16 protein-coding genes are annotated in these 18,414 nt (G+C 71.4%); 10 read left to right on the top strand and 6 right to left on the bottom strand.

Annotated elements, in window-relative coordinates; translation table 11 throughout:
* Nucleotides 1–137: 137 nt before the first annotated feature.
* Nucleotides 138–737, top strand: a complete 600-nt coding sequence (locus IE177_RS10100) for a class I SAM-dependent methyltransferase (protein ID WP_190014856.1) — start codon at nucleotides 138–140, stop codon at nucleotides 735–737.
* A 13-nt stretch (nucleotides 738–750) separates the two neighbouring features.
* Here the strand turns inward: IE177_RS10100 and IE177_RS10105 are convergent, their stop codons facing one another.
* Nucleotides 751–1,506 (bottom strand): alpha/beta fold hydrolase, encoded by a 756-nt coding sequence (locus tag IE177_RS10105; protein ID WP_190014857.1) that lies wholly within the window; start codon nucleotides 1,504–1,506, stop codon nucleotides 751–753.
* Between the two features lie 110 nt (nucleotides 1,507–1,616).
* Here IE177_RS10105 and IE177_RS10110 point away from each other — a divergent pair, with 110 nt between their 5' ends.
* Nucleotides 1,617–2,150 (top strand): PadR family transcriptional regulator, encoded by a 534-nt coding sequence (locus tag IE177_RS10110; RefSeq protein WP_190014858.1) that lies wholly within the window; start codon nucleotides 1,617–1,619, stop codon nucleotides 2,148–2,150.
* On the opposite strand, the gene IE177_RS10115 is transcribed toward IE177_RS10110, so the two are convergent.
* Nucleotides 2,127–3,032 carry an oxygenase MpaB family protein gene (locus IE177_RS10115; protein ID WP_190014859.1) on the bottom strand — a complete coding sequence of 302 codons (906 nt, stop codon included), beginning with the start codon at nucleotides 3,030–3,032 and terminating at the stop codon, nucleotides 2,127–2,129. The genes IE177_RS10110 and IE177_RS10115 overlap by 24 nt on opposite strands.
* A 347-nt stretch (nucleotides 3,033–3,379) precedes the next feature.
* Between IE177_RS10115 and IE177_RS10120 the strand changes: the two genes are divergently transcribed.
* Nucleotides 3,380–4,243 carry a hypothetical protein gene (locus tag IE177_RS10120; RefSeq protein WP_190014860.1) on the top strand — a complete coding sequence of 288 codons (864 nt, stop codon included), beginning with the start codon at nucleotides 3,380–3,382 and terminating at the stop codon, nucleotides 4,241–4,243.
* 146 nt (nucleotides 4,244–4,389) lie between these two features.
* Here IE177_RS10120 and IE177_RS10125 read toward each other — a convergent pair whose 3' ends face one another.
* A complete protein-coding gene (locus tag IE177_RS10125) occupies nucleotides 4,390–4,572 on the bottom strand; it encodes a tail-anchor membrane protein (RefSeq protein ID WP_190014861.1) in 183 nt (60 codons plus the stop codon).
* Nucleotides 4,573–4,780: 208 nt separating this feature from the next.
* Here IE177_RS10125 and IE177_RS10130 point away from each other — a divergent pair, with 208 nt between their 5' ends.
* On the top strand, nucleotides 4,781–5,062 hold the full coding sequence (locus IE177_RS10130; RefSeq protein ID WP_190014862.1) for a hypothetical protein: 282 nt from the start codon (nucleotides 4,781–4,783) through the stop codon (nucleotides 5,060–5,062).
* A 62-nt stretch (nucleotides 5,063–5,124) separates the two neighbouring features.
* On the opposite strand, the gene xylA is transcribed toward IE177_RS10130, so the two are convergent.
* Nucleotides 5,125–6,291 (bottom strand): xylose isomerase, encoded by a 1,167-nt coding sequence (gene xylA, locus IE177_RS10135; protein ID WP_190014863.1) that lies wholly within the window; start codon nucleotides 6,289–6,291, stop codon nucleotides 5,125–5,127.
* A gap of 124 nt (nucleotides 6,292–6,415) precedes the next feature.
* On the opposite strand from xylA, the gene xylB reads away from it, so the two are divergent.
* The 6 genes from xylB to IE177_RS10165 all read left to right on the top strand — a co-directional run bounded on the left by xylB (nucleotide 6,416) and on the right by IE177_RS10165 (nucleotide 15,334).
* Complete coding sequence (gene xylB / locus IE177_RS10140; RefSeq protein WP_190014864.1) at nucleotides 6,416–7,876, top strand: xylulokinase; 1,461 nt, start codon at nucleotides 6,416–6,418, stop codon at nucleotides 7,874–7,876.
* A gap of 27 nt (nucleotides 7,877–7,903) precedes the next feature.
* Entirely contained in the window at nucleotides 7,904–9,112 is a 1,209-nt protein-coding gene (locus IE177_RS10145) for an ROK family transcriptional regulator (protein WP_190014865.1), read from the top strand.
* Between the two features lie 622 nt (nucleotides 9,113–9,734).
* Nucleotides 9,735–10,334, top strand: a complete 600-nt coding sequence (locus IE177_RS10150; RefSeq protein WP_190015110.1) for an N-acetylmuramoyl-L-alanine amidase — start codon at nucleotides 9,735–9,737, stop codon at nucleotides 10,332–10,334.
* A gap of 177 nt (nucleotides 10,335–10,511) precedes the next feature.
* Complete coding sequence (locus IE177_RS10155) at nucleotides 10,512–11,849, top strand: GAF domain-containing protein (RefSeq protein ID WP_229815979.1); 1,338 nt, start codon at nucleotides 10,512–10,514, stop codon at nucleotides 11,847–11,849.
* A gap of 56 nt (nucleotides 11,850–11,905) precedes the next feature.
* A complete protein-coding gene (gene exaC / locus IE177_RS10160) occupies nucleotides 11,906–13,429 on the top strand; it encodes an acetaldehyde dehydrogenase ExaC (protein WP_190014866.1) in 1,524 nt (507 codons plus the stop codon).
* 396 nt (nucleotides 13,430–13,825) lie between these two features.
* Nucleotides 13,826–15,334: an aminotransferase class III-fold pyridoxal phosphate-dependent enzyme gene (locus IE177_RS10165; protein WP_190014867.1), complete on the top strand. Its 1,509-nt coding sequence runs from the start codon at nucleotides 13,826–13,828 to the stop codon at nucleotides 15,332–15,334.
* Between the two features lie 74 nt (nucleotides 15,335–15,408).
* On the opposite strand, the gene IE177_RS10170 is transcribed toward IE177_RS10165, so the two are convergent.
* Together IE177_RS10170 and IE177_RS10175 are read right to left on the bottom strand one after the other, a co-directional pair.
* The gene (locus IE177_RS10170; RefSeq protein WP_190014868.1) at nucleotides 15,409–16,893 is read right to left on the bottom strand and encodes an aminotransferase class III-fold pyridoxal phosphate-dependent enzyme; all 1,485 of its coding nucleotides are present in this window, start codon (nucleotides 16,891–16,893) and stop codon (nucleotides 15,409–15,411) included.
* Nucleotides 16,890–18,398: an aminotransferase class III-fold pyridoxal phosphate-dependent enzyme gene (locus tag IE177_RS10175; RefSeq protein ID WP_190014869.1), complete on the bottom strand. Its 1,509-nt coding sequence runs from the start codon at nucleotides 18,396–18,398 to the stop codon at nucleotides 16,890–16,892. The genes IE177_RS10170 and IE177_RS10175 overlap by 4 nt, the downstream gene beginning before the upstream one ends.
* Nucleotides 18,399–18,414: the final 16 nt, after the last annotated feature.

Consider the following 18,414-nt stretch of genomic DNA (forward strand, 5'->3'; position numbering starts at 1 on the left):
AGCCGGGGCAGGGGCGCACGAAGGGGGCGCATTTCGAAAGGTGCTGGAATATGAATACGAATGCGACGGAACGATCGCGTCCCGCTCGAACATGCGCGCAGAGCCATCGCCCGGGACGGTGAGGGATCATGCGGAGCATGAGCGACGACCACACACACGTCCAGGAGTTCTTCGGTGCCCGGGCGGCGGGCTGGGACAGCAGGTTCCCCGGCGACGGCCCCGCCTACGCGGCCGCCGTCGCCGATCTCGGGCTGCGTGCGGGCGACCGGGTTCTGGACGCGGGCTGCGGCACGGGGCGAGCCCTGCCGCCCCTGCGTGCCGCCGTGGGCCCCACGGGAACGGTGCTGGGTGCCGATCTGACTCCGGCGATGCTGGAGGCCGCCGTGCGGGCGGGCCGGCACCGGGACGCAGCGCTGCTGCTCGCGGACGTGGCCGCGCTGCCGCTGCGCCCCGGATCGCTGGACGCCGTCTTCGCGGCCGGCCTGATCGCCCACCTGCCACAGCCGGTGGAAGGCCTGCGTGAACTGGCCCGGGTGGTGCGGCCGGGCGGCACGCTCGCGCTGTTCCACCCCATCGGCCGGGCCGCGCTGGCGGCACGTCAGGGACGGCGGATCACGCCCGACGACCCGCGGGCCGAGGACAACCTCGGCCCGCTCCTCGCCCGTTCGGGGTGGCGCATGACGTCGTACGTCGACGAGGACGCCCGATTCCTCTCGCTCGCCGCTCGCGTGGACTGACGGCCGAGCGGGGTCACGCCGTGCCGGCGACGGCGGCCACGAAGGCGTCGGGGTTGTCGAACATGACGTTGTGCCCGGCGCCGGGCACCGTCACCACACGTACCCCCGCGGCTTCCAGGCTCTCCCTGCCTTCCAGGTCGCCGCTGTGTTCGCCCTGGAGGAAGACGCGCTCCACGGCGAGCCCCTCCAGGATCGAGCGCATCACGGGGGCGGAGCCGCGTCGCAGGCCGACGGCGCTGCGGTGCAGGGCGCGCGGGTCGGCCAGTCGCATGGTGGCCGCCCACAGCGGGCCGACGGACTCCAGCACGCGCGCGTACCCCCCTTCCGCGAACTCGTCCTCCCCGTAGGCGGCGATTCCGCTGCTGCCGGCCGTCAGCGGCGGGAAGGCGTCGAGGTTGGCCTCGGTGAGGACCAGACGGGAGACGAGGTCGGGCCGCCGGTACGCCAGCACGATGGCGACCGCACCGCCCATGCTGTGCGCGATCAGCTCGGCCCCGGCGGCTCCTGTCTCGTCCAGGACGACCGCGACCGCGTCCGCGTGCTCCTCCAGCGTGTAGCCGAAGCCCCGGGGCCGGTCGCTGGTGCCGTGCCCCGGCAGATCCACGAACAGGCTCCTCGTTCCGACGAGTTCGGGACGTGCCGCGACGTGCGCGTGGTAGACGGCGGACATCGAGCCGAGCCCGTGGAGATACACCCGCGCGGGCTCCGCCCCGGGCACCTCGGTCCAGCGGATGTGGTTGCCCTCGCTGTCGAATGCGGCCTGCTGCACCGTGCCTCCCCTGATGTTCTGTGATACTCCGACTATACATCGGTATCGATGTATAGCGCGGGGGCAGTATGGAGGGCGCGATGTACCACGCCCTGAGGGAGAATGCGGCCATGCTCGAACTCGCCATCCTCGGCTTCCTGTACGACGCACCGCTGCACGGATACTCCCTGCGTCGGCACATCGCGGCGCTCACCGGGCACGTGCGGCCCGTCGCCGAGAGCACGCTGTACCCGGCGATCAAGCGGCTGGAGAAGGCCGGCCTGCTGCTGCGGACGCCCGAGCCTGGTGCGGTGGCAGCGCCGCGCCATGTCCTGCGGCTGACCGAGGAGGGCAGGAACGAACTCAGGCGGCGGCTGGCCGAGCCGGCGCAGCGCGAGATCACCGACGAGAACCAGTGGTTCACGCTGCTCGCGTTCCTGCGGCACCTGGAGGACCCGGCAGCGCAGGCGGCCGTACTGCGCCGGCGGCTGTCCTTCCTGGAGGAGCCGGCGAGTTTCTTCTACGCCGGCGACCGGCCGCTGCGCGCGGAGGAGCTGGACGATCCGTTCCGGCGAGGTGTCCTCACCATCGCCCGTGCCACGAGCCGGGCCGAACTCGCCTGGCTGCGCGACACCCTCGCCTCACTCGACCGGGCCGTCCGCTGAGGCGTTCCGGTGCGGCACCGGGCAGCCGCGCGGGCCGGGGGCCGGACGGGTGCCCAGGTCGGCCACACGGTAGCCGTTCGGGTAGCCCTTGATCTCCCAGTTGTGGCGCGCGAAGTGCGGGGCGCGGCGGGGCGGCAGGAGCCGGACGAGCCGGCCGCGCGCGCGTACGGAACGGCGCACCAGTGCGGTGGTGGTCGCGCCGGGCGCGGGGTAGCGGAACGCGCGCAGCAGCGGCTCGTCGAGCAGGGCGAGTGTCGACGACCGCAGCAGCGGCGCCAGGGGCGCCGGGTACCAGGACGTCATCAGGCCGAGAGTGGCGTCCGCGACGCGCCGACCCTGCTCGTCCCAGGCGAAGTGGGCCTCCTCGTAGGCGTCGAGGAGCGCGTCGAACTCCTCGAAGCTCCTCGGGATGCCGGGGATGCCCATGTGGCGGCCCAGGGTGCGGTAGTACTCGGTGGCGGCGACGATCTCGTGCCGGGACAGCCGCCGCCAGCCGTAGGCGTCGATCCAGCGCCTGGGCATCACGACGAAGGTACTGAGCACGTACCGCATGTCGTCGTCGCTGATGTCGTAGCCGCGGTGCATCTGGTTGATGCGGCGGATGGCGGTACGGCCTTCCTCGGCGGCGAAGCCGTGTTCCACGACGGCGTCGAGGAGCAGCGCGGTGTCGTCGTAGCGCTTCTGCGTGCGCTCGGTCAGCTCGGCCGTCCGCGCGAGCAGCCGCCCGATGCTCGGCACGGCGTACGTGCGGTAGAGCGCCAGTTCCAAGGCCCGGGTGTAGTCCCAGGGGAATTCGAACGCCACGCTGAGCCGGTGGATCTCCTGTGCGTCCGCCACCGGGTCGAGCCGGCGGATCCGCTCGAGCCGCTCGAAGCGCTTCACCGCGGTGTCCCCCTCTTTCGGTTGAAGCCTCAACTCTACGTCGCACAGGCCCGATCGGAGACGGACGATGCCCCCGTCCAGAGGAACGGTGGGCCGCGTGTTCGATACGGTCCGCGAGTACGCCGGAGGATTCCGGGCCTCGACGCGCGCGCCCGGGGACGGCGCCGGGGCACGGGGCGGACACAGCATGTTCGAAGCGGCCACCGGGGAACCCCGCTCTCCGGTCCTGGTCGTTTCGCCCCCGTCCAGGTGGAAACCTGCAGCTCCGCGCGGTGTGCGGAGTCGTGACAAGGGCCTTCACCTCGCATTAGGGTGCGCGCCGATGGACGAACCACTGGGAGGCACAGATGGCCGGGACGGACGATGAGGCCGTCGCCGCCGCTGACGATGCGCTGTACGTGCTGACGGCGGTGCTGCTGACGCCGGCGCAGTTTCCGAGCGCGCTGGGTGACGACTACCCGGAGGCGTGCGCGGCGCTGGGGCTGCCGCCCCGCGCCGACGGGTACGGCCTGGTGCTGGGCCAGGACGGCGACGGCGCCCGCTGGACGGTCGTCATCGACGACGTCTCGCTGGTCGCCGTGGCGATCGCTTCCTGGGACTGCGGCATGGAGTACGAGCTGTCGCCGGACGAGCGTGCGGTCGTGACCGCCCTGCCGGGCTGGCCCCTGGCCGTCGCCGTGGCCGCGCCCGGCGTCCCCGCGCCGCACGACCCGGCGCCCGAGTCGGCGGACCAGGTTCCGCTGAGCCCGCCGGACACCAGTACCTGGGGGCCCGCCCAGCGGCGACTGGGCGCCGACGAGATCGCCCTGCAGTGGGCGGTGTGGCGCGAGCAGATCGACCCCGGCGACTTCTCCTCGCCGGGTGAGCGGGCGGAACCGGAGCAGCGGACCGCGGAGCCGGCGGAGTCCGTCCGGGACGGCGTGGAGGATGGGCCGGCGAGTGGGCACCAGGGGGTCCGGCGGGTGCTCGCCGAGGCCCGTGCCTACGTCGACTCACCGCCGCCGCTCGGCCGGGTGCGCTCGTCGTTCGCGCCGGGCGACGCACGCACGCTGCGCGCCGACGGTCCCGGCTGGTCGATCGTGGCGCGCACCGACGACATCGCGTTCGTGCTGCTCGACGAGGAGCCTGGCGAGGTCCTGCCGATCGGCCGGGGTCCCGAACTGCCGGGACTGCTGGAAGCGCTCGACAAGCTGGCCGTCCGGCCCCTGTGAGCCCGGCCCCGCGCGGCCGGAGGAGCCGGCGCGGCCCGCGCGGCCCGCGCGGGGCCGGACACCCGGTGCCGCGCGTCTGCGCGGTACCGCGGACAGGCGGGTGCGCGCTGACCTGCCACCGGGCACCCCGGCCGTACGCCGTCGCCTCAGCGGCCGATCTCCTTGCGGGTGACCCTGCGCAGCCTGCGCCGCTGCGAGGGGTCCAGGGCCAGGTAAGCGGCCACCGGGACGCCCACGACGACCAGGAACGCCACCCACCAGGGCAGCCATATCAACAGGATGAGCCCGACCGCCACACCGCCGACGGCGATCTTCGCGCTGCTCGACATGAACGTCGCCTCCTTCACGGCCTCTGCCGCTCCTCGATCTGAGAACGGCCGCCCGCCCCCCGCGGTTCCGGACGCCCACCCTGAGGCGCCCCTGAGGCGCACCCCTAATGGTGCCTCAGGTCCTCGCGGGGCGATCCTCCCCGGCGTCCTGCACCCTCGGCCACTCCCACCCGGGCCGTGGCGGACCGGCGGCGCGCCCGCCTTCACCGTGCTCGACGAGGAGTGGGAGCCGGAGGACGCGGCTCTGGCACGCGCGCGTGCGGCCCTGGAGAGGGCCTGGGAGACCGGCGACCGGCCGGCGTTCCGCAGGAGCGGCGACAGGTGGACGGCGCCGGACGAGCAGGTGCAGCTGCGTCTCGGCCGGGACGGCCGCTGGTGGCCGTACCGCCGGGAGGACGGCCGATGGGCTCCCGCGGCCGGAGCGTACCGCGATCCGGCGACGGCCCTCGCCTCGGCGCGGTTCGGCCCGGACGGGGAGGCCGCCTCCTGAGGGCAGGGCCGGGGAGACGCGGTGCGTGCGTTTCTCCCCGGCCTCCTGCCACGGCGACCCGCTCAGCCACGAGCCCCCAGCAGGTGGTCCATCGCCAGCTGGTCGAGTCGTTCGAACGCCATGCCGCGTGCCGCGGCCGCCTCCACGTCGAACTCCTCGAAGGCCGCGCGGTCGGCGAGCAGGGCCGGCAGGCCGTCGGCGGCGGTCGGCCGGGCCAGCTCGTCCAGGCGGGAGGCGTGCAGTGCCTCGCGCACCTCCGGGTCGGCGCGGAAGGCGGCGGCCCGCTCCTTCAGGATGAGGTAGTTGCGCATGCAGCCGGCCGCCGAGGCCCACACGCCGTCGAGGTCCTCGGTCCGCGGCGGCTTGAAGTCGAAGTGGCGGGGCCCGTCGTAGCCGGCGCTCTCCAGCAGGTCGACGAGCCAGAAGGCGGCCCGCAGGTCGCCGGCGCCGAAGCGCAGGTCCTGGTCGTACTTGATGCCCGACTGGCCGTTGAGGTCGATGTGGAAGAGCTTGCCCGCCCACAGGGCCTGCGCGATGCCGTGCGGGAAGTTCAGTCCGGCCATCTGCTCGTGGCCGACCTCCGGGTTGACGCCGTACAGCTCGGGCCGCTCCAGGCGCTCGATGAAGGCCAGCGCGTGGCCGACGGTGGGCAGCAGGATGTCGCCGCGCGGCTCGTTCGGCTTGGGTTCGATGGCGAAGCGGATGTCGTAGCCCTGGGAGGTGACGTACTCGCCGAGCAGGTCGAAGGCCTCCTTCATGCGGTCCAGGGCGGCGCGCACGTCCTTCGCGGCGCCGGACTCGGCACCCTCGCGACCGCCCCAGGCGACGTACGTCCGCGCGCCCAGCTCGACGGCGAGGTCGATGTTGCGGATCGTCTTTCGCAGGGCGTAGCGGCGGACGTCGCGGTCGTTGGCGGTGAACGCGCCGTCCTTGAAGACGGGGTGCGTGAAGAGGTTCGTGGTGGCCATCGGGACCGTCATGCCGGTCGCGTCCAGGGCCTGGCGGAACCGCTTGACGTGCGACTCGCGCTCGGTGTCCGAGGAGCCGAAGGGGATCAGGTCGTCGTCGTGGAAGGTCACCCCGTGGGCGCCCAGCTCGGCCAGGCGCCGCACCGTCTCGACCGGGTCGAGGGCGGGGCGGGTGGCGTCGCCGAACGGGTCCCTCCCCTGCCAGCCGACGGTCCACAGGCCGAAGGTGAACCTGTCCTCGGGGGTGGGCTGGTAGCTCATGCCGCGGCTCCTTGCTGCGTAAGACTATTCGTCATGGCAGTTTACAAATTAGTATGCGGGCGCACCTCTGGGAAGAGACAAACCGTCTTTGTCCCGCTGAGCCGCGAAGAAGAGGGAGAGCCCGATGTCAGCAGCCGAGGGTCCGCTCGTCGTCGGCGTGGACACGTCCACGCAGTCCACGAAGGCGCTGGTCGTCGACGCGGCCACGGGACAGGTGGTGGCGAGCGGCCAGGCGCCGCACACCGTGTCCTCGGGCGCGGGCCGGGAGAGCGATCCCCGTCAGTGGTGGGACGCGCTGTGCGAGGCGCTGCGCCAGTGCGGTGACGCGGCGCACGAGGCGGCGGCCGTGTCGATCGGCGGCCAGCAGCACGGCCTGGTCACCCTGGACGAGCGCGGCGAGCCGGTGCGGCCGGCGCTGCTGTGGAACGACGTGCGCTCGGCCCCGCAGGCCGGCCGTCTCGTGGCGGAACTGGGCGGCCCCAAGGCCTGGGCGGAGCGCACCGGCAGCGTTCCGGGGGCGTCGTTCACCGTCACCAAGTGGGCCTGGCTGGCGGAGAACGAACCGGAGGCGGTCCGCGCGGCCAGGGCGGTACGGCTCCCCCACGACTACCTGACGGAACGCCTGACCGGGCAGGGCACGACCGACCGGGGGGACGCCTCCGGCACCGGGTGGTGGTCCTCGGCCACCGAGGCCTACGACGAGGAGACGCTCGCCCACGTGGGCCTCGACGCGGCGCTGCTGCCCCGCGTGGTGCGTCCCGGAGAGGTCGCCGGGACCGTGCGCGACGGCCATGACCTGCCGTTCTCGAGGGGCACCCTGGTGGCGCCCGGCACCGGCGACAACGCGGCGGCGGCTCTGGGGCTGGGCCTGCGGCCGGGCACCCCGGTGCTCAGCCTCGGCACGTCCGGCACGGTGTACGCCGTCTCCAGGCACCGGCCGGCCGATCCGACCGGCACGGTCGCGGGCTTCGCGGACGCGCACGGGGACTGGCTGCCGCTGGCCTGCACGCTGAACTGCACGCTCGCCGTGGACCGCGTCGCCGCCCTGCTGGGCCTGGACCGGGAGGCCGTGGACCCGGGCGGCTCGGTGACGCTGCTGCCCTACCTCGACGGCGAGCGCACCCCGAATCTGCCGCACGCCTCGGGCCTGCTGCACGGACTGCATCACGACACGACCGCCGGCCAGTTGCTGCAGGCCGCGTACGACGGCGCGGTGCACGCGCTGCTCGGCGCCCTCGACCTGGTCCTGGACGAGGACGCCGACCGCAGCACACCGCTGCTGCTGATCGGCGGCGGGGCACGGGGCAGGGCCTGGCAGGAGACCGTGCGCCGGTTGTCGGGGCGGCCCGTGCAGATTCCGGAGGCCCGGGAACTGGTCGCCCTCGGAGCGGCGGCGCAGGCGGCCGGGCTGCTGACCGGGGAGGATCCGGCGGCCGTGGCCCGCCGTTGGAACACGGCCGCGGGCCCGGTACTGGACGCCGTGGAGCGGGACGGGGCGACACTGGAGCGGATCACCGGGGTACTCTCCGACGCGGCCCCGCTGCTGGAGCGGGGGGCCGGGGCCGAGCCGCGCACCCGGGACTGAGCGGCAGACACCAGAATCGACGGAGGCATGACCGCACCGCTGCACGAGACCCGCACGCCGGGCGCCGGCCGGGCCCTGCCGGACACCCAGCAGGGCATGCGCCGGCGCAATCTCGCCCGGGTGATGCACGCCGTCAGCGCCGAGGGATCGCTGTCACGGGCCGCGGTCGCCTCGCGCATCGGCCTGACGCGGGCGGCGGTGTCGACCCTGGTGGACGAACTGATCCGCTGGGGACTGCTGGAGGAGCTGGGCCCGGAACGGCCGGGCAGAGTGGGCCGGCCCGGATCGGCGCTCGCGGTGAGCGGCCGCGGTCCGGCCGGGATCGGCGCGGAGATCGGCGTCGACCATCTCGCGGTGTGCGCGGTCGATCTCCGCGGCGCGGTCCGTGCGCGGGCGGTCCGGCACAGCGCCAACCGGGGGCGTGCGCCGGAGCCTGTGATCGAGGAGCTGACCGGGCTGATCCGCCGGGTGGCCGCGGACGCGGAACGGGAGGACCTGTGGCCCGCCGGCATCGCCGTCGCCGTTCCCGGCCTCGTGGCCCGGGACGGACGGACGGTCGTCCGGGCCCCGAACCTCGACTGGCACGACACGGACCTCGGCGTCCTCCTGCCCAGCGGATGGCCGCTGACCGTGGACAACGAGGCCAACTTCGGAGCGCTCGCCGAACTGTGGCTCGGTGACGGCACCCCCCGTGACTTCCTGCACGTGTCGGCCGAGATCGGCATCGGCGCCGCCGTCGTCGTGGACGGCGGGCTGCTGCGCGGCACCCGTGGTTTCGCGGGCGAGCTGGGCCACATACCCGTGCGGCCGGACGGCCCCGCATGCCCCTGCGGGGGCCGCGGCTGCCTGGAACAGTACGCCGGCGAGGAGGCCGTGTCGCGGGCGGCGGGACTCGAACCGCGCGAGGACCTGGTCGGGCTGCTCGCGGAGCGGGCCGAGGACGGGGACGCGGACGTACGGGCGGCCCTGCGGGACGCCGGTACGGCGCTCGGCATAGCCCTGACCGGGGCGGTCAACCTGCTCGACCCCGAGACGGTGGTTCTGGGCGGCGCCCTGGCCGGGCTGTCGCCCTGGCTGCTGCCGTCCCTCGAGACGGAGCTCGCCGAGCGCACCGCCGGCCCCGCCTGCCCGGTGGCGGTGTCCACGCTGGGTCCGCAGGGCCCGCTGCTGGGCGCGGCGCACTCCGTCGTCAGGGCGGTGCTGGACGACCCCGCGGTGGTGGCCGGACGGTCCTGACGCCTTCCGCCGGAGCTCACATCCCCACCGGCGTACCGGGCTGACGTCCTACAACGGAGCCCCCTGTGGCCGCTCGGTGGCCGCCGGGCCCTTCCCGCCGAGGCGCCCCCCTGTGCACCACCCGTCCGACGCGACGTGACGGTGTCACGGGCTCGGCCCGACGACGCGAGTCGCAGTGTCACGGACTCGGTCCGACGACGCGTCGCACACCGCCCCCCGGTCCGGCTCCTCCAATCTCGGCGGCGCCCACCGATGCACCTGACGTCGCGTCACAATGCGCTGCAGGCATTCACATTCGCCCGAACGGGTGACCGAGTTGTCCACAGGCGACGCGCCGTCCACGGAACCGTTCCGGGCCCTTCTGCACCCACCCACGGCGCCGTACCGTGAATCGCACGAGCCCAACCGACAAGCCGTCACCGCCCCCTCAGCACAAGGGAAATGAGCGAATTCCGGACGCCGGTGAAGCCGGCCGGCGCGGATCGGGGACACATGCACGGCAGAACGACGCGAACGCCGCACGGCCGACGTCACCACCCCACCCCCGCCGACCAGGCCCCGTCCGCCCGCGTCCGACCGATCGTCCCGCCCCGCTGACTCGGAAAGGCACACCGCGATGGACATGGACCGACCCGAGCCGCGCCTCAGCAGGCGCCGGCTCCTGAAGGGCGCGGCGCTGGCCGTCGTCCCCTACGCCCTGCTCCCCGATCCCCGCGCCGGTGCGCAGACCGAGGCCGTCGACTATCCGTCGGCCGAGTGGCTGCCGGCGAGCACCTCGAACTACACGACGTCCAGCCGCCCCGCCGGCTACGCCATCGACCGCGTGATCATCCACGTCACTCAGGAGACGTACCCCGACACGCTGGCGATCTTCCAGAATCCGCAGAAGCAGGTGTCCGCGCACTACGTGGTCCGGTCGGCGGACGGGCATGTCGCACAGTGCGTGCACGAGAAGGACATCGCCTGGCACGCGGGCAACTGGAACTACAACACGCGCAGCATCGGCATCGAGCACGAAGGATGGATCGACCAGCCCGGTTACTTCACCAACGCGCTCTACGAGGAGTCGGCGAGACTCACGGCCTCGGTCTGCGCCCGATACGGCATTCCCCGGGACAGGGAGCACATCATCGGCCACTCCCAGGTGCCGGGCACCGACCACACCGACCCGGGACCCGGCTGGGACTGGGTCCGCTACATCAGAATGGTCAACTTCGCCTGACGGGCCGCCGAGCCGCTGCGGGCGGGGAAGAGGGCGGCCGCACGCGAGGCGCGGTCCGCGCGGCCACGACGGGTCCCGGGCGAACCGCCGTCATCGGACCGGTTGTCCCCGCGAACACACCGCGTGACGATGGTTCCCAACCGCACGTCCGTCCTCTCACCGTCCGTGGAGGCCCAGTTGACCGATGCGTGGGTGGCCCTGGAGCCGGGGGCCGATCCCGTCGAGCGCGTCCGCGCCCTGCGCCGGGCGCACGAGACGTTCACCACGGTGGGCACCGTGCCGCGCCCGGTGCGGTCGGTGGTCGCGGAGTCCTGGCGGCGCAGCGCACGGGCCGGGGTCGGGCCGGACGGCGCCGCCAGCGTGGAGCTGACCGGCGGCGACCTCGGCGCCTACCGCGCCGAGCATCCGCTGGCCCGGGTGATGCCCCTGTTCCGGGAACTGCTGGGCGGGTTCGCCGCCGACGGCGAGCATCTGCTGGCGGTGTGCGACGCGCACGGCAGGCTGCTGTGGGTCGAGGGAGATCCGGCGACCCGGCGGCGGGCGGACGGGATGAACTTCGTACCGGGGGCGTGCTGGTCGGAGACCGAGGTCGGCACCAACGCGCCGGGCACCGCGGTCGCCGTGGACCGGCCGGTGCAGGTGTTCGCCGCGGAACACTTCATACGCCGGGTGCAGCCGTGGACGTGCGCGGCGGCCCCGGTCCACGATCCGCGTACGGGCCGGGTGCTGGGTGCCGTGGACATCACCGGCGGTCACGGGCTGGCGCATCCGCACAGCCTCGGGTTCGTGCACGCGGTGGCGCGGGCGGCCGAGGCGCAGCTGGCCCTGCTCGCGCCCTCCCGTCGAGCGCGGGACACCCTGCTGCTCAGCGCACTGGGCCGGGACGAGGCCGAGGTGGTGCTCCCCGGGCGGCGGCTCAGACTCAGCCGCCGGCACAGCGAGATCCTCGTGCTGCTGTCCCGGCATCCGGAGGGGCTGACCGGTGACGAGCTGCTGTGCGCGCTCTACGCTCAGGAGTCGGTGACGCCGGTGACCCTGCGTGCCGAACTGGCCAGGCTGCGCCGACTGCTGGGTCCGGGGCTGCTCGCCTCACGGCCGTACCGGCTCACGGCCGCGGTCGAGCCGGACGCCACCGTCGTGGAGCGGCGGCTGGATGCGGGCGCGCTCATGGCGGCGGCGCAGGCGTACACCGGCCCGCTGCTGCCCTCCTCGCAGGCCCCGGCGATCGTACGGCTGCGGGACCGGCTCGCGCAGGGACTGCGCACGGCCCTGATCGCGCACCGCGATCCGGACCTGCTGGCGGACTGGGCGCACGCGCCGTGGGGCGAGGACGACGTCGAGGTGTGGCGGGCGCTGGCCGCGGTACGCCCCACCGCCCCGGTGCGGGCCCGGCTGGCCGCGCTGGAGGCGGAGCTGACGGCACCGGCCGGCCGGGCGGCGGCGCGCAGTGGCGGCAGCGGCAGCGGCAGCGGCAGCGGCAGCGGCGCAACGTACTTGCAACGTCCGCCTGCCTAGCCTCGCGCCGAGAGCCGCCCAACGGCGGGCGGCCCTGTACCGGGAGGTACACCAGCATGACTCGTTACGCGGCACCGGGCACCGAGGGCGCCATCGTCTCCTACCAGGCGCGCTACGACCATTTCATCGGCGGCGAGTACGTGCCGCCGCTGCGCGGGCAGTACTTCGAGAATCCGTCGCCGGTCAACGGGCAGCCGTTCACCGAGATCGCGCGGGGCACCGCGGAGGACGTCGAGCGGGCGCTGGACGCGGCGCACGCGGCCGCCCCGGCCTGGGGCCGTACCTCGGTGACGGAGCGTTCCGGCATCCTGCTGCGGATCGCCGACCGCATGGAGGCCGCCCTGGAGGCGCTGGCGGTGGCCGAGAGCTGGGAGAACGGCAAGCCGGTGCGGGAGACGCTCGCGGCCGACATCCCCCTCGCGATCGACCACTTCCGCTATTTCGCGGGGGCGATCCGGGCGCAGGAGGGTTCGCTCGGCCAGCTCGACGACGACACGGTGGCGTACCACTTCCACGAGCCGCTCGGCGTGGTGGCGCAGATCATCCCGTGGAACTTCCCCATCCTGATGGCCACGTGGAAGCTGGCGCCCGCGCTGGCCGCGGGCAACGCGGTCGTCCTCAAGCCCGCCGAGCAGACCCCGGCGTCCATCCACTACTGGGTGAGCCTGATCGCGGACCTGCTGCCGCCGGGCGTGCTGAACATCGTCAACGGCTTCGGCGTGGAGGCGGGCAAGCCGCTGGCGTCCAGTCCCCGGGTGGCCAAGGTCGCGTTCACCGGGGAGACCACGACCGGACGGCTGATCATGCAGTACGCCTCGGAGAACATCAAACCGGTCACACTGGAACTCGGCGGCAAGTCCCCGAACATCTTCTTCGACGACGTCTGGGCGCACGACGACGACTTCCGCGACAAGGCCCTCGAGGGCTTCGCGATGTTCGCGCTCAACCAGGGCGAGGTCTGCACCTGCCCGTCCCGGGCGCTGATCCAGCGTGGCCACTACACGGAGTTTCTGGAGGCGGCGGTCGAACGCACCCGCCGGATCAAGCCGGGTCACCCGCTCGACACCGACACGATGATCGGCGCCCAGGCCTCCAACGACCAGCTGGAGAAGATCCTCTCCTACCTGGACATCGGCCGGCAAGAGGGCGCGAAGGTCCTCACCGGTGGTGAACGCGTCGAGTACGACGGAGAGTTGAAGGGCGGCTACTACGTCCAGCCGACCATCTTCGAGGGCGACAACAGGATGCGGATCTTCCAGGAGGAGATTTTCGGCCCGGTCGTCTCGGTGACCTCCTTCGACGGTTTCGACGACGCGATCAGGACCGCGAACGACACGCTGTACGGCCTGGGCGCGGGCGTGTGGACCCGGGACGCCAACACCGCCTACCGCGCCGGCCGCGCGATCCAGGCGGGCCGCGTGTGGACCAACTGCTACCACGCCTACCCCGCGCACGCGGCGTTCGGCGGCTACAAGCAGTCCGGGATCGGCCGCGAGACGCACCGGATGATGCTGGCGCACTACCAGCAGACGAAGAACCTCCTGGTGTCGTACTCGCCGAGGAAGCTGGGCTTCTTCTAGAAGCCTGCGAAAGGGCGCCTGACCGGTTTTCACCCGTCAGGCGCCCGTCGCTCAGCGCGCTCTCGGCCGAGACCGGCCTGCGCACCAACTCCCGACTCCGTCGGCCGGCCGATCAGGGCGTCCACCCGGTGCACGACGGATATTCCCGAACCCGGAAACGACGCGGGTCCTCACCAGTCACGAGCGATTACAGGCAAATCAGCAACCCCATGGACGGGTGCCTGTCCCCCATTTCATGGAGTGGCTGATTCCATCGAGTTGGTTGTGGGGCGAACGAGCGCCGGAGCAGGTAATCGCAGTGGACAGAGCGTTGGCAGGTCATCCGCTCAGTCGCTTTGTGACGTGAGTGCGGTCCTCACGCCAGCAGACTCTGCCGGCATGTGCTAGAACCGTCGTATGTCGGTCAACGAGGGCTCGTTGTTCCACCTTGAGACATTGAATCCCATTCACAGATTCACCGAGGCGCTCGCCGGTTCCTGTCTCGACCCCCACCTGCCGAGCTCCGAGGGAGATCCTCGAGAGCTGGTGGCGAGAAACCCGGACGTGTTCACGCAGGGCGGTTCCTGGCCCCGAGATGTGTGGGTCACCGGTGGGCTGGGGGCCACGCTCGACAGCGTCCTGGTCGACACGGGTGATCGGCAGGAGCTGATCGATCTCTGCACCATCCTCACGGTCCTCGGGATCAACGATCCGTGGGTCAAACTCAAGCAGCTGGCCTACTTGCTGTCCCGGAGTCCGCACCACGTCACGATCCGTCTGGGATGCGACATGTACTACAGAGTCGCCCGCCGGATTCTGAAGTCCTTCGACAGGTTGGGCGAGCCCGGCGACTACGTCATCAACATGCGGCAGTGCAATGGGTCGGACGCGGTCGAGCTGGCCCTGCACTCAGCGTGGAAAGCGGCAGATGAATCGGCGAGTCGCCGCAGGCTGGGTACATTCCTGGGTTCATACCACGGAGAGAACCTGACTGCCAGCCTCATCAGCGAGCACCGACCTCAGCACGGTTCCGGACGGCTGCTCGTCGAAGAGGCGAGCAACGTGACCTTTTTCCCCACCCCGAGAGCTGAGGAAAGCGGCTCTTTGAGCGCCGAGTCCCTCGCCGTACTCGATGCCCTGGAGCGTGACGGTGACGACTACTTCGCCGTGATCATCGAGCCGATCCAGTGGCGCAACTCGGTGCACGCCGTACCGCTCGAGTTTCTGCGACGGTTACGCGACGTCTGTACACGCAAGTCCATCTGCCTCATCTTCGACGAGATCCACAATGGCTTCGGATACACAGGGACCATAAGCTTCGCGGAGAACTGCGGGGTGTGCCCGGACATCGCGGCGATGAGCAAGGGGCTGACCTCGGGGCACGGTTCCCTCGCGATCATGGTCGCCAAGAGGGGTTTCAGCGAGATCGATGGACCGTTCGCGGGGAAGTCCAATGCCGCGGACATGATGTCGCTGGTCGCGATAGACGCAGTGCTCGACCGGCTTCTGGGAGTGGAGCCCAACGACGTCGACGCGATACCCGATTGGCTGCCTGCCGAGTTGGTCGCGGAGCTCCGCGTCGGTCTGCTCGACACCTCATACAGCCTCACCGTGGCGCTGGTCGACTCGCTCTTCCTCGAACTGCGAAGAAGGTTCCCTCGCGTTGTCGGCGCGTCGACCGGGATGGGGCTGGTGCGCGGGCTGGTGATGCTGGACGAGGTCGGCCGTCCGTCCGAGGCGGTCGCATCAGCGGTTGCGAAGCAGGGCCTCGCCAACGGGGTCTACGTGCGGCAAGCGGGCACTGCCCTGTTCGTCAAGCCCAGCCTTGTCCTCAGCCCAGCCGAGGCGGACATCGCACTCGACGGTCTCTCGCGCACCCTGACCCAGGTGACGCAGGGCCGCTGTGAAGAAGGCAGGTCCGGGTGAGCCCAGCAGGGTAGGGCAGTCGGCCTTGCTGAGCGTCGCTGTTGGCGGACTGCAGGCGTCGGAACGTCCCGGCCTCAAACGGCTCGTGAGCCGGCCACCGCCTCGAACGTCCTGGTCAGCGCGGTCAGCGCCCGACCGATCTCCCCCTGGGTGATGACCAGGCAGGGCTTGAGGAAGAGCGCGGTCCCGGCCTGCCTTACGTGGACACCGTGGCCCGTGCACACCCTCGCCACCTCGCCTGCGATCGCCGAGGACGGAAGGCCGTCGCCGCCGAGCATCACCAGCCCGCGCATCAATCCGAGCCCCGTCAGCCGTCCCGCCATCGCAGGGAAGCGGTGACGCAGCTCGGTGAGCATCTCGTCGATCATCCTGACGGCATGCGCGTAGGTATGCGAGAGAAGGCCCTCGCGCAGTTCCTGCTCCAGTCCGGTGGGGAGCCAGTCCGGAAGCGACCCCGCGTCAGGCCCTTCCACCCCGAGCAGCCGGTCGAGCACCGCGTCGACCGCCACGAGCGACAACATGTTCGCCGAGTTCGACTTGAATCCGAAGGGCGGCTCGACGGTACCGAACGCGCGGTCGGCGACAATCATGGACAGCGTTCCGTGTCCGGAGGTCAGCCCCTTGCCCAGCACCGCGATGTCAGGGCACACACCTGCTGTCTCTGCGTGCCAGATGGCCCCGGTGAATCCGAACCCGTTCTGCACCTCGTCGAAAATGAGGCAGATCGACTTCGCGGTACAGATCTCGCGAAGCCTCCGGAGGAACTCGGCCGGAACCACATGGACAGCGTTGCGCCACGGAATCGGTTCGATGATCACGGCGAAGTACTGCTCACCGTCACGCTCGAGGGCTGCGAGTGTCTCCAGGGTGGCCGGACTCAGCCGTCCGTCCGGACCGGCTTCCGGGACCGGGAACTGCTCGACATTGTCGGCACGGTCGAGGAGGACTCGGCCGGAGCCTCGTTCGGGCTGGTGGTCGCTCGCGAGAACGCCACCGAGATTCGACCCATGGAAAGCGCCCACGAAGGAGGCCAGCCTGCGGCGCCCGGGAGACCTCCGCGCCGCCGTCCAGGCAGCGTGGAGTCCCAACTCGACCGCCCCCGACCCCGTGCACTCGCGCATGTTCAGGACGTAGTCCCTGCCTCCTCCGGTCTTGTTGAAGTGCCGCGAGAGTCGGTTCGCGACCCGGTAGTAGAGATCGTTACCGAAACGGACGGTCACATAGTGCGGACGTTCCGACAGTACGTATGAGACCTGACGGAGTTTCACCCAGGGGTCGTTGAGACCCAGGACGGTGTTCTCGGTCATCGAACACAGGTCGATGAGCTCCGATCCGTCGGACAGTCGGAGGGTGGCTCCGCGACCGGCGACGGCTGTAAGGGGACGGGGCGCCGACCCCCTCGTGAACATTTCGGGTTCGTGGTCGTACGAAAGTCCGTCCGATTGCCGGTACTGCGGCTGCGTGGGGTCGAGCACGGTTCCCTGGAACGCGGTCACCAGCGGCTTGAGGCCCTGTACGCCGGCCAGCGCGGGCACCGCGTCCTCGGCGTCGCCACTCATTTCGCCTCCTCACGAGCTACACGCTGCAGAACTTCCTCGAAGGTGGCCGCCAACCGGGCCCGGGCCAGCTCGAAATCCGCCTCGGTCGTCGACAGGCTGGGTTTGATGTAGACGCAGTGGCCCGCTCGGCGGACATACACCCCGTGCTTCAGGCAGATGTCCGCGACTTTGCCGGCCATCGCACCGGACGGCCGACCGTCCTGGCCAAGCATGGCGACACCGCGCATCAGGCCGGCGCCACTCGCGGGCCCGACGACAGAGGGGAACCGGCGCTGCAGATCGGCCAGGAAGTCCTCCAGCATCCCGACCACACGGGGATAGGCGATTCCGAGAAGGCCGTTGCGCAGGTCCCCGACCAGTCCGGGTGGCAGCCAGGTGGGCAAAGTCTCGAACTCCTCCGGGAGCATCCCCGTGAGCCGGTCCATCACGGCGTCGACGGCGACGAAGGACAGCATGTCCCCCGAGTTGGTCTTGCTTCCGAATGGAGCCTCCGTCTCGGCGAATTCTCGACGGGCGACGACGATGGCCAGCGCACCGTGGCCCGAGGTCAGCGCCTTGCCCGTGGCCACGATGTCCGGGCAGACATCGCTGCTCTCCGCGAAGAAGATCGTCCCTGTGTATCCGAACGCGTTCTGCACCTCGTCGAAGACCAGGCAGATCGACTTCCGCGTGCACACGTCGCGCAGCCGTCGGAGGAACTCGAGCGGTACGGCGTGCACCGAGTTGCGCCACTGGATCGGCTCGATGAGTACGGCGAAGTACTCCTCGCCGTCACGCTCCAGGGCGTCGAGCGTGGCGAGCGCCTCGGCGCTCAGGTGGCCGCCGTCCCCACCCCTGGGCGAAGGGAAGTGCACGACGTTGTCGACACGGTCGACCAGTGCGCGCCCGGCACCGTACCCGGGATCGTCCTCGCAGACGAGGCTGGCCAGCACGCTCTCACCGTGGTACCCACCCTGGAAGGTCGCGAGTCTGCGCCGGCGCGGTGCGCCCCGGGCCGCGAGCCACGCGGCGTGGAGCGCGAGTTCCACCGCGTCCGAGCCGTTGCACTGGCGCAGGTTGATCGCGAAGCCGCCGGGCGCCCCGAAGCGACTCAGCCGGCTCAAGATGCGATGGGCGACACGGTGGTGGAGGTCGCTTCCGATCCGGGCCGGGAGGTAATGGGGCTGCGAGGAAAGCAGGAAGGCCGCCTGCCTGAGCTTCACCCACGGATCGTTGACGCCCAAGACCGTGTTGCAGGTCATCGAGCACAGATCAACCATCTCCAGGGGCGTCGCGGTCTGGGTCGACGTGCCTTGGATCCGCGAGCCGAGCGCTGTGTCCGCCCAGAAGTCCCGCGCGAGTGAGCCGCCCGCGGTGAAGAGCCTGGCGTTGCCGGCCAGGTGCTCATCAGGAGTGAGTTCGGTCAGCCGCCTTCCGGGGTCCAGGTAACTGCCTTCGAGTCCCGCGACGACCTGCCGGACCGACTCGACACTCGAGAGGTGGAACGGCGCGTTGTCGAGGGCCATGAGCTCCTCCCCCGCT

Source organism: Streptomyces lucensis JCM 4490, from assembly GCF_014650035.1.
Lineage (GTDB): Bacteria > Actinomycetota > Actinomycetes > Streptomycetales > Streptomycetaceae > Streptomyces > Streptomyces lucensis.